9 protein-coding genes are annotated in these 11,467 nt (G+C 37.4%); 2 read left to right on the top strand and 7 right to left on the bottom strand.

The genetic code is table 11. From position 1 onward, the window contains the following. Positions 1–22: 22 nt before the first annotated feature. Together B7E04_RS09065 and B7E04_RS09060 are read left to right on the top strand one after the other, a co-directional pair. Positions 23–1,912: a hypothetical protein gene (locus tag B7E04_RS09065; protein WP_080778355.1), complete on the top strand. Its 1,890-nt coding sequence runs from the start codon at positions 23–25 to the stop codon at positions 1,910–1,912. Positions 1,913–2,041: 129 nt separating this feature from the next. Continuing rightward, positions 2,042–2,869: an N-acetylmuramidase domain-containing protein gene (locus B7E04_RS09060; RefSeq protein WP_080778354.1), complete on the top strand. Its 828-nt coding sequence runs from the start codon at positions 2,042–2,044 to the stop codon at positions 2,867–2,869. Positions 2,870–4,854: 1,985 nt separating this feature from the next. Here the strand turns inward: B7E04_RS09060 and B7E04_RS09055 are convergent. The 7 genes from B7E04_RS09055 to B7E04_RS09030 form a co-directional block, all read right to left on the bottom strand. Then, complete coding sequence (locus B7E04_RS09055) at positions 4,855–5,613, bottom strand: CPBP family glutamic-type intramembrane protease (RefSeq protein ID WP_080778353.1); 759 nt, start codon at positions 5,611–5,613, stop codon at positions 4,855–4,857. 77 nt (positions 5,614–5,690) lie between these two features. Continuing rightward, positions 5,691–5,900 (bottom strand): hypothetical protein, encoded by a 210-nt coding sequence (locus B7E04_RS22125; protein WP_228439876.1) that lies wholly within the window; start codon positions 5,898–5,900, stop codon positions 5,691–5,693. Between the two features lie 12 nt (positions 5,901–5,912). Further along, positions 5,913–7,115, bottom strand: coding sequence for a zinc metalloprotease (locus tag B7E04_RS09050; protein WP_080778352.1), 1,203 nt, complete (start codon positions 7,113–7,115; stop codon positions 5,913–5,915). A gap of 19 nt (positions 7,116–7,134) precedes the next feature. Then, positions 7,135–7,407 carry a phosphopantetheine-binding protein gene (locus B7E04_RS09045; protein ID WP_080778351.1) on the bottom strand — a complete coding sequence of 91 codons (273 nt, stop codon included), beginning with the start codon at positions 7,405–7,407 and terminating at the stop codon, positions 7,135–7,137. Positions 7,408–7,606: 199 nt separating this feature from the next. Next, positions 7,607–8,593: an ATP-grasp domain-containing protein gene (locus B7E04_RS09040; RefSeq protein WP_080778350.1), complete on the bottom strand. Its 987-nt coding sequence runs from the start codon at positions 8,591–8,593 to the stop codon at positions 7,607–7,609. After that, the gene (locus B7E04_RS09035; RefSeq protein WP_080778349.1) at positions 8,593–9,246 is read right to left on the bottom strand and encodes a tetratricopeptide repeat protein; all 654 of its coding nucleotides are present in this window, start codon (positions 9,244–9,246) and stop codon (positions 8,593–8,595) included. The genes B7E04_RS09040 and B7E04_RS09035 overlap by 1 nt, the downstream gene beginning before the upstream one ends. A gap of 10 nt (positions 9,247–9,256) precedes the next feature. Beyond that, the gene (locus tag B7E04_RS09030; RefSeq protein ID WP_080778348.1) at positions 9,257–11,464 is read right to left on the bottom strand and encodes a TonB-dependent receptor; all 2,208 of its coding nucleotides are present in this window, start codon (positions 11,462–11,464) and stop codon (positions 9,257–9,259) included. Positions 11,465–11,467 lie beyond the last annotated feature (3 nt).

Genomic DNA, 11,467 nt, shown 5'->3' with positions numbered 1-11,467 from the left:
ACCTAAATTAAAAACAATAACCATGAAATATTTTGTAGCCGTCTATCAGAAGCTGAAGAACATTTATATGTCTCAGAGTTCGATGGAAAATGACCTTCCGATGATCTGCCCTTCTCTCCGGATCTATGATAATGAGGAACTGGAACTTCTGAAGCCCCAGAGCCTGCTGAATGACGAGCAGAAAAAAGCGCTTTCGATCATTAAAAAGCAGAATGTGGCGTATGAACTGAACTCGGTTCCTATTTCACCCAATTTCTGGGATCTGAACCCGAATAATTCTCTGTTTGATATTTACAGGGATATCCTGGACAAGAACAACCTGAAGAACCTGGAAGAAAATCTTGACAAAGTGCTTGACTCTAAAAGCACGGTTCTTTTTGACGCTAAAAATAGTGACACCAAAGACTTCAAGGCTTATAAAAAGTACCGGACATTATTTGAGGATGCGATCAATAAAGTGAGTGAACATTTACAGCTGTTTGACGGACTTGATACCGATGAAGAAAAAAACAACTGGAACGACCAACTTGTAAGTCTTAACAACCTCAAAGAACTGGCTTTTTCGGAATGGAAGGTGAAAGGCAACAAAGACCTCATAGAAAAGGAACTGGCAAGAATTAACAAATCATCTGATGCCGATCTTTATCTGGCGATGGCACAGAACGCTAAACATACCTTCGAGGCGGCTGAGAAAACGGATGTCATCAGCAATTCTTGTATTCATGACATTAATTTTATTCCGTATGATTTTATGGAGAATGAATCCGGATGGAACAGCATGCGGCTGGAAAAATCTGAAATGGAAGGACTCCATTTCGAAGCGAAAAACAGCAATGAAAACCTACCCTCTGAAATTTTATCCATCGATTATGATGAAAGTATGATCCAGGCTGTGGAAGTGGAATATTCTTTCGTCCATCTAAAAAGAAACTGGTTCAATAAAAACTTTATGCTGTCCGGCATGTTTGAATGGAATGAACCAAAAAAAATATCTGACGGACAAACCATTTCCAATGATTTTAAGCTTCCGGCATTCCCGAAAACCATGATTCTGATCAAAAACTTGAAAGTAATTCTCGATCCGTCCATCGTAAGCACCAGTGTAAGCAATGCGGAACAACTGGTTTACTTCGGGCCGATGGTGATGAAGCAGCAGGTATTTGTCAATAAAAATAACAATCAGAAATTCCTGAAAGCCATAACGAATGTAAAAACGATTAAATCCGACCAGCTGAATTATTTAGCAAAAAAAACTATGATCGCCGGAATTCCAAAAGTAACAGTGGTCAATAATCTGTCAGCCAGAATTTCTCCGGATAATGAACCTGTGGAGGTGATGAAAGCTGACACCCCTGCATCTTTCGCGGGAAAAGTAAATACAGGAAACCTTTTGAACAATATAAAAAATTTAAGACCCCTCAATCCTGCTCCTCATGAAGCGAGTCCTGTACAGCCAACACCACAGCCCGCCAACCCTATTAAAGGACCATGGGGTTCATGGGCCCCGAAATTTCCAACGATCCCGAGGCCTATACCAATCCCGACACCGATTCCAACACCAATCCCGGTTCCTCCTCCGCCATTAGGCGCTATGGTCCAGTTCAGGATTTCGGATAAGATCAACAATGAGCCTATTTATAAGTGCGCCATTTCCATCAAAGGAACCAATAACAACAGAATTTTCGAGATTGAGAGCAATGAGGCCGGGATCATCAGCCAGTTAATTCCTACCGGAGAATACAGCATTGAACTGAGAATTGATGATTATGCCGTTCTCAACCAGAATTTCAGCGTGAGCAGTGCCATGCCTCTTAATCTGGAATATAAACTTCAGCGGGAGGAAGTGAAATTCAAGTCTTATTTCCTGATCGGGATGATCTGTGAAAGGATGCCGAGGATACCGGTTGGGTAAATTTCAGATACCAGATTTCAGATATCAGATATCAGATATCAGATGTCAGACGTAAGATTCACAGTAGTTTATCGATATCTTTTAATCTTTTAATCTTTTAATCTTTTAATCATCATAAAAACTATCACCATGAAACTTTTAAAATATAACACAAAAGCACCGGAAGTGCTCACGTTGTGCGAGATCCTCTATCAACTTGGGTACAGCGTTAAAATATCGGATTCATTCACCCTGGAAGTGGATGCTGCGGTAAAGGATTTCCAGCAAAAAAACTCGCTGGTTGTGGACGGAATAGCAGGTGTTAAAACCTGGGCCGTCCTCCTTGAAAAAGATCCAAGACCTGTCAGTCAGACGGATAAATTCCTTAAAGAAAGTGACCTGACCAGTTTCGCAGCTGAATACAACCTTGAACTGGCAGCCGTTAAAGCCGTCAATGAGATTGAAAGCAGCGGTAAAGGGTTTTTGATCAATAATAAGCCTAAAATCCTGTTTGAAGGCCATGTTTTCTGGAACGAACTTAAAAAAAGAGGCATTGATCCCAATTCTTATTATAATTCCGAAAGCCGGAACGTTCTTTATCCAAAATGGACCAGAGCGCATTATCAGGGCGGTGTAAAAGAATATGACCGTCTGAATGAAGCCATCGGCCTGAATAATAACCCAAGTTTTAAAGAGGCTGCATTATCTTCTGCTTCATGGGGAAGTTTCCAGATCATGGGGTATCATGCCGAAAATCTGGGTTATCCGAATGTAGACGATTTCGTTTCCAGAATGGAAATGAATGAAGGGGAACATCTAAAAGCATTTGGAAAATTCCTGGAGAAAAACGGATGCCTGGTCCATCTCAGAAATAAAAACTGGGCAGGTTTTGCAAGGCTTTACAATGGAGCCGGATACAAGGAAAATAAATACGATGAAAAGCTTGCTAAAGCTTATGCTAAATATTCTCAGAATTAATTAAGTAGTTTTTTTAAAGTTCCTGCGGATCTAAGATTTCAAAGAGATTACAGCTTTGAATTTGGTGATCTGTGGGAATTTTGTCTTTGTGTATTTTAGTGTCACAACACTGTAATTCTTGTGGTGGATTTTTTTCCATAGATGACACAGATCTTCACAGATGTCTATGAATAAATATTCCGAATAAAAATCTTTGATTTTTCTAAAACTCAGGTGAACTTTTATCCATTCTAATACTAAACTTGAAATAACTCAAGTGTTAAAAACTTTTGTGCCTTTTGTGGTTATTCCTTTATTTCCCACAGATAACACAGATCTTCACAGATGTCTATGGATAAGTGTTCTGCATAAAAATCTTTGATTTTTTCTAAAACTTAGGTGAACTTTTATGCATTCTAAATATCAAATAACTCAAGTATTAAAAGCTTTTGCGCCTTTTGTGGTTATTTTTCCCATAGATGACACAGATCTTCACAGATGTCTATGGATAAGTGTTCTTCATAAGAATCTTGATTTTTTCTAAACCTTAGGTGAACTTTTATGCATTCTAATATGAAACTTCAAATTACTTAAGTGTTTAAAACTTTTGTGACTTTTGTGGTTATTTTTATTTCCCACAGATGACACAGATTTTCACAGATGTCTATGGATAAGTGTTCTGCATAAAAAACTTTGATTTTTTCTAAAACTTAGGTGAACTTTTATGCATTCTAAATATCAAATAACTCAAGTATTAAAAGCTTTTGCGCCTTTTGTGGTTATTTTTCCCATAGATGACACAGATCTTCACAGATGTCTATGGATAAGTGTTCTGCATAAAAATCTTGATTTTTTCTAAACCTTAGGTGAACTTTTATGTATTCTAATATGAAACTTCAAATTACTTAAGTGTTTAAAACTTTTGTGACTTTTGTGGTTATTTTTATTTCCCACAGATGACACAGATCTTCACAGATGTCTATGGATAAGTGTTCTGCATAAAAATCTTGATTTTTTCTAAAACTTAGGTGAACTTCTATGCATTCTAAATATTAAACTTCAAATAACTCAAGTATTAAAAGCTTTTGCGCCTTTTGTGGTTATTTTTCCCATAGATGACACAGATCTTCACAGATGTCTATGAATAAATATTCCGAATAAAAATCTTTGATTTTTTCTAAAACTTAGGTGAACTTTTATGTATTCTAATATGAAACTTCAAATTACTTAAGTGTTTAAAACTTTTGTGACTTTTGTGGTTATTTTTATTTCCCACAGATGACACAGATCTTCACAGATGTCTATGGATAAGTGTTCTGCATAAAAATCTTGATTTTTTCTAAAACTTAGGTGAACTTCTATGCATTCTAAATATTAAACTTCAAATAACTCAAGTATTAAAAGCTTTTGCGCCTTTTGTGGTTATTTTTCCCATAGATGACACAGATCTTCACAGATGTCTATGAATAAATATTCCGAATAAAAATCTTTGATTTTTTCTAAAACTTAGGTGAACTTTTATGTATTCTAATATGAAACTTCAAATTACTTAAGTATTTAAAACTTTTGTGACTTTTGTGGTTATTTTTATTTCCCACAGATGACACAGATCTTCACAGATTTCTATGGATAAGTGTTCTGCATAAAAATCTTGATTTTTTCTAAAACTTAGGTGAACTTCTATGCATTCTAAATATTAAACTTCAAATAACTCAAGTATTAAAAGCTTTTGCGCCTTTTGTGGTTATTTTTCCCATAGATGACACAGATCTTCACAGATGTCTATGAATAAATATTCCGAATAAAAATCTTTGATTTTTTCTAAAACTTAGGTGAACTTTTATGCATTCTAATATGAAACTTCAAATTACTTAAGTGTTTAAAACTTTTGTGCCTTTTGTGGTTATTTTTATTTCCCACAGATGACACAGATCTTCACAGATGCTTATGGATATTTTTCTGGTTAAAAATCTTTGATTTTTTAAGAACTTATGTGAACTTCTGCATTATTTTTTTAATTCCGGCTGCCTGTTTTTATTGGCTTTTTCCCATCTTTTAATGATCAGTATCCAGAGAATAATGCATACGCCAATTATAATCTGTTTCTGCTTAGGATCTATTCCGTTTTTAATCAATGAATTATATAATAAAATCTGTACAAGAAGATGGAAGCAGGCACAGGCACAGATGGAGCGTGTTGAAATAACGACCTGCCCGATTCCCCAGCTTCCGAGGATCAATCCACCCAGAAAAAGCAGATTGTTTAAGATGTTGGTTTCTGTTAGAAACGGCAGGTGCCATGTATACCAAATAAGCCCGATAAGAACATATTTTTTCCAGGGTTTCAGGTCCTGAAGTTCCCCCTGGAGATATCCCCGCCAGCCGTATTCCTCAATAATACAATATACTAATGTACACAAAATGGTAAAAAAGCCATAGAAATGGCTGTTCATACTGATGCTGTTGCTAACGCCGATCACAGTGAAGAGAATTACCGGCACTGTCATCATCAGAATGCTGTATCCGGGCGAAGTCCCAAAAAGAGTGGCATCCGACTCTTTTCTTTTATAAAAGAAGCAAAAAGCTATAACAGTTCCTACGAGTATACCGCTCCCTTCCAGCAAAGTAATAAGGATGATGTACATCCACTCAGGAAGGGTCTGTAAATTTTCCTTTAAAGAAAATACATCGAACCGGAACAGGTTGGATAAGACGGTAGCGATGACAAAAAATACTATAATCCTCAGGAATCTGTTTTGTTTCATTTCAATATCATGTTAATCTATTAAAAAGGCGGAACTTTTAAGCTCCGCCCATAGTTCATCAGTAGTTACTGCAGAGATTATTGTGCAGGAGCACTCACTTCTACAGAACCGAAATCACATAGTAAACTTGCAGCAGCAGCTTCTCCAGCTAATACTGTAAGGTTTACCATTTCTAGTCTTTCTTCTAATTCAACAGAATTGAATCCTTCTAAAAGCTCTAACTCTAGTTCTTGATTTTCCATAAGAATTTGGTTTATGATGGTTAAAATGAGGATAATGTCTTTCATTACCCTTTTATCTTAGATGGGAAGTCTACGGGTACTTTTCCCAAGTCTTTTAATAATGACAATTAAAAAATAAATATTGATTCCAAGCCCTACCACAAGATGACTTAGCTTATAATAAGAATCAAATGATCCCCACTCAGGTGTCCTGAAAGTACCGAACATTTCAATGATTCCTGTTGTATTCTGATAGGTAAGCCAGATGAATAAAGCAATCAACAGAATAAAAACAATATACAGCAATACAGAATAGATTCCGAGAGCCTTATTGCGGAACACGAAACTCATTTTCTGCCTGAAAGAAACAGGCTCAGTAAGTTTACCGTATAATCTCCGTGGAAAGGCTGTTGCTTCACTCATCAGATTCGGAATGCCGAAAAAATCACTGTATACCCAATATCCGTCATTTCTTAAAAAGGGATTTAAAGAATAGACCAGCAGGATAATATTGGACAGAAAGAAGAATTTAATCGCTATTTTCACCTCTACATTGCTGATGGATATATACAATACATAAAAAAGAAGATTAATGAGCAGCTGGAAATAGATGCCTGCAAGATTGACCATTACCCTCTTGTTTTTCCCCAGATTCCATATTTTGGTCACGTCCGTATAAAAAACGGGGAATATCAGATAAAAGCCGAATCCTATTTCTTCAGAGGGTTTGCCATAGAACCTTGATGAAGTGGCATGGCCGAGTTCATGAAACAGTCCGATGGCGGCAAAACCCAGATAGATCAGAACAATTCCTGTTAAAGAATGTTTCAGCGAAGATTCTATAGTCCATACCCCGTCGGTATACATTACATAAGCAAGAAGTACGCTGGCGATTAATGAGACCAAAACAAGAACAGGAAAAAGATATCTGTTGAAAAGAATAAGAAGAGGAGCAGATAGTTTATCTATAACATTCTTTCCAAATAATTTGAATTTAAGATAAATATAGTCTATCGTAGCACTTCTTTTCTCATGGGTCTGAACCAGCTTGTTGGTGAATTTTTCGATTTCACTGCTGATGAAAGTCTCATTGATGTTTACATTATATCTCTGATTGATTTTAGTTTTAATATCACCAATAGATTCTTCATTTTTAAGAAGGCTCAGTACTTCATACAGAATATTTCCTATAGAAAATATTTTATTTCCGTAGCTAGCCGTATAAAATGAATCGCTCACTTTAACGAGATCAATTTTCGAAACCAGGGAATAATCAGCCATAATGATAAGAATGAAGTGATTATTTTGTTCTGTTATCGCTTACAAACCGGGCTAAAGTTCCCATGGTTGCAAAGTGTGATGAAATGGCTTCAATATCTTCCACATCTATTCCGTAATCACGCTCAAATATCACCACGAGTTCCAGAGCATCTATGGAATCCAGTCCCAGTCCTTCTCTGAACAGTGCAGTATCCGCTGTAATGGTTTCGGGATTTACTTTTACAAGATTCATTTCTTCAATAATCTTCATTTTCAGCTCCTCAACGAGAAGATCTGCGTTTTTCGTTTCCATAAGATATTAGTTTTATAAGTACAGTACGGTAATTGGTTTAAAGCTTATTTTTTTAATATAACGTTTTGCGTCATGTGCCTTACTTTTGCCAAATCGTCGATTAATATTCAATTCTTTTAGGTCTTCATTTTTAATTTCTGATAAAAAGCAGTAAAACAGTGGTAAATTACTATTTATTTTCATTCCAACAAAATTTTTTTCATGATTTGGTGAACTTATTATAGTGCATTAAACATTCTGCGATTTTTTTCTCCGTATAAAAATTGTTTTTCTCTGATTCATAGGAGTATTGGCCTATCGGATTGATCTCTAAGAAGACAAAATCTCCCCGTAGGGTACGGATAAGATCTACAGAGCCCATCATCAGGTTCAGTGTTTTCATCAGATAGACCAGCTGCTCCTCAACAGTCTTCGGAAGAGCATATTGTACTACGCTGATCCTGTTGCTGTCTGTTATTTTTTTCCGGTCGTCTGTATCATAGCCTCCATCAATTAGTATGGCAGTAGAAGTGCAGTTTCCGTTAAGATAAAACACCCGGATTTCAAAATCAGTCTCAATTTTTTCCTGAAAAAGAGCCGGAAAAAATCGATCCTGCAGACTTTCTGCATCTTTTTTGGAAAATTCCTGTACAAAGGTTACGTATGACCGCTCTCCTATGGTGTAATACGATTTACTCCTGTCTGAAAAGGGTTTCATGATAAGCTTCTCCAGTTTCTGCTCTTCCAATAAACGGAGAACTTCTCTTCTGGAGGTCAATATCGCCGAATAAGGAATTTTAAACCCTGCTTCCTCAGCGGCATTAAGTGCGGTAAGCTTATTGAGGTATACTGCATCCATTCCGGAAAACCATTTTTTATCCTTGAGGTATTCCTGAAACATTTCCATAAAGCAGCTGATCTCATTATGGGTCTCTTTATTCATTCTGGTGCTTATCGGGTCTTTTTCCTCAAGAAGTGGTGTATATGCTTCCATAAAATGTCTGTACCACACCACATTAACTTCTTCGTTAAGATTGATACCCCGATAAAAGATCTGCCGTTTCCCGATATTCACCGAAAGTCCGTTTTCAGCGTAAAACAAATCATTTAACGTGATCTTGAGAAAAGGAACTTTATAGTAAATAAGCCAGTCGATCACAGGATCAGTACCCTGTTCATAGTGATGAGAACCCAGTATCAGAATCATTATTTACAGTTATTTTTTATATACCATTCATTCAGCTCTTTACCCCATTGCGGCTTTACAGAATTGGGATCCGGCTTGGTCTGGTTATATAAGCTGGCGGCCTGATTAAAAATCTTACAGCCTTTTTCCGGGTCTCCGCCTACAATTTTAGGAAAATAGACGTAGTACATTCCATAGACAAGATAAGCCCGCGGATTGTTTTTATTCAGCGAAATAGCTTTGTCCAGGTTGCTTTTGCATTGTTGCGTATATTTAGGGCCGTTTTTGGTCGTATTTTTTCCGATAAGCAAAACATAGGCTCTGCTTTCAAGGGTAAGAATTTCGCTGTTGTTAGGACTCAGCCTGGCGGCTTTCTGAAGCTTGGCCACCGCATCTTCAAGATCAGCAGTTCCTTCTTTCCATCTGGAAAGGACTATTTTACAGTAAGCAATATTGTACAGTAAAATCCAGTCCTTTTCCTGTTTCAGGGTATTAAGTCTTTCAAATTTATACAGTACTTTTTCGTAAGCTTCCTGATTGGTAGACTGGTTAAGCTCCTTTACGGTCTGTAAAAGTGTTTTGTTGTAATCCTGGGCAGGAGCAGCAGTCTGCCCGTGAATAAAGCCAAATGCCATCAAAAGAAACAAAAAAAGTGCTGAGGTGTAGTTTTTCATATAAATAGTTTTATTTCCGTTTTAAAATCTGATCAATAAGATCGTTATTTTTATTGAGACCGAAAGCAATATTCAGTCCGATAAAAAAGAATCGCCTGTACATAGGTGAGACCTCCCTTCTGATGTAAGGATCGTTTTCAGAATAGGTATAGCCATATATTTTATTGTTTCCCAACAGGTTGCTGACTGATAAAATAAGCAGCATAGCTGAATTTTTAACATTGAATGAATAAATAAGGTTGGAAGACAGATCATGAATATCCCGTGTCCTTTCCGAATTAAAGGCATCAGGCCCCAGTCCGGGATTATAATACGGCCTCCCGGAGGCATAATTATAGAATGCGCCCAACAACAGGTTGCCATCAAACAAAGAGTAATTGGCAGATAGGGTAAACTTGTTTTTAGAGTTAAGGTGAAATGGCGCTTCATCGGGATAGTTCAGGTATTTTCTTTTGGCGTCTGTATAGGAATAGCTGATCCTGTACTCCATACGGTCGAAAGTCTTTCCATCCCGGAAGTATACATCCAAACCTCTGGCGTAGCCGTAACCGTTATAAGTTGCCTGTTCAGGAGTGTACAGAAGCAGGTTGCTGTACTTTTTATGATAAAGTTCCAGTGAAAAATTACGGCCGTTGTTTTTGTATCGGTAATAGAGAATAGAATGGTCTGCTCTCGAGAAATCAAGGTCGTTCATATTAGAATTGTAGACGATTCCCGGTTGCTGGTAAAAGTTTCCGTATGAAATACCCACTTCATTTTCATTGGCATTATCAAGGTACTTAACATCGAACCTGCCTCCAAGATTGGCTTTCTTTACCAGCCATGAATATTCTCCCCTTGCTCCGATGCTGGCATACAGATTCCTGATTAATTTGGTGGTAAGTTCAGTATACAGGCCTGCATAGTTGTTTAAATAATCCACAGACCGGTCTCCATTAATAAGGTCAGAGTTTTCGATAAAATATTCTATTCCTGTATTGATGAATGTATTTTTTTTGAGCTTTTTATTCAGGCTTGTTTTAAACTGGGTGATGTTAAAATCTTTCCTGTAAAGAAGGAAATTCCCGTTTTTACCATACAGGGTTTCGTCGGTATTAAACGTATTGTTGATTCCGAAGAAAAACTTTGTATTAGCATTGCGTTCATAAGTAAGCGTTGCTTGATTGAAATAGTTTAAATTCTTTACCCTGGAGGAAAGCTCCTGTACAGGATTGTCAATATCCAGTGCAAGCGCATCAATTCTTGTAAAGGAATTATTGGAAAAATACCTGAATTTCAACTTATCCGAAAAATTATTCTTGTAAAATAAATTGCCGGTAAGGGTATAAGGCCCGTTTTTCAGCGATTGGTAATCAAGATCATCTTTAATATTCCGGGCATAAAGATCAAAATCCATAAGATTGATTCCGACTTCTACCGACTGCTTGTTTTCAGCTTTTATCGGCATTGCCATTTGAGTGTCCAGGGAAAAAGGAGACAAAAGAAAATTCAGGTTTTTGCTGGGCGCAACATCTTTTGAGGTCATTCTTACCACAGATGATAGCGCATTGCCATACTCTGCGGAAAATCCACCCTGAATGATCGCCATTTCCCTGAATAACGAAGGAGAAAGTCTGGAACCACCGGCCTGCCCGTCTATATTGGCGCCAACCATATTATTGACGAGCATCCCATCGAAAAGATACCGTGTTTCCAATCCTTCACCACCACGAACAGACAGTTCTCCGGTTTCTCCTACCTGCTGAACTCCGGGAAGATAACTCATTGAAGCCAGCACGGAAGATTCGGGAGAGCCCAGAATCACATCGATGTCACTTTTAGCAAACGGCTTCTGCTCCTGTATGTCTTTGATCTGTATTTTATCAATATACACTTCATCTACTATTGCTACTTTTATCCCAAGGTTGATTTTCAGGTCGGTAACCACCTGTCCGGAAATATTGATCTCCAGAGCCTTATCTGTAAACCCTTTTTTGTGAACCATCAGCGTAATATGATCGCCGGATTTTAAATCGTCGCTTATGATTTCAAATTTCCCGTTTTCATCAGTATCAGCTTCGGAAAAGTGATTTTCGATAAAAACAATGGCCCCGGAAACAGGCTTTTCTCCCGCATCGGTAACCGTTCCGCTTATTTTAACCTGAGCGGCTAATCCGGCAGAGGAAAGGAAGGTGAGCAGGAGTAGAAACTTGATCCTAAAATCGATTGTTTTTTTCATGAT

It is taken from the genome of Chryseobacterium phocaeense, from assembly GCF_900169075.1.
Lineage (GTDB): Bacteria > Bacteroidota > Bacteroidia > Flavobacteriales > Weeksellaceae > Chryseobacterium > Chryseobacterium phocaeense.
Note: the sequence above shows the minus strand (reverse complement) of the source record. Positions and strands in the feature narration are given on the sequence as shown.

Excerpts from the sequence above, each read along its gene's own strand:
- B7E04_RS09065 (WP_080778355.1), top strand. The coding sequence starts at position 23 with ATGAAATATTTTGTAGCCGTCTATCAGAAGCTGAAGAACATTTATATG.
- B7E04_RS09060 (WP_080778354.1), top strand. The coding sequence starts at position 2,042 with ATGAAACTTTTAAAATATAACACAAAAGCACCGGAAGTGCTCACGTTG.
- B7E04_RS09055 (WP_080778353.1), bottom strand. The coding sequence starts at position 5,613 with ATGAAACAAAACAGATTCCTGAGGATTATAGTATTTTTTGTCATCGCT.
- B7E04_RS22125 (WP_228439876.1), bottom strand. The coding sequence starts at position 5,900 with ATGAAAGACATTATCCTCATTTTAACCATCATAAACCAAATTCTTATG.
- B7E04_RS09050 (WP_080778352.1), bottom strand. The coding sequence starts at position 7,115 with ATGGCTGATTATTCCCTGGTTTCGAAAATTGATCTCGTTAAAGTGAGC.
- B7E04_RS09045 (WP_080778351.1), bottom strand. The coding sequence starts at position 7,407 with ATGGAAACGAAAAACGCAGATCTTCTCGTTGAGGAGCTGAAAATGAAG.
- B7E04_RS09040 (WP_080778350.1), bottom strand. The coding sequence starts at position 8,593 with ATGATTCTGATACTGGGTTCTCATCACTATGAACAGGGTACTGATCCT.
- B7E04_RS09035 (WP_080778349.1), bottom strand. The coding sequence starts at position 9,246 with ATGAAAAACTACACCTCAGCACTTTTTTTGTTTCTTTTGATGGCATTT.
- B7E04_RS09030 (WP_080778348.1), bottom strand. The coding sequence starts at position 11,464 with ATGAAAAAAACAATCGATTTTAGGATCAAGTTTCTACTCCTGCTCACC.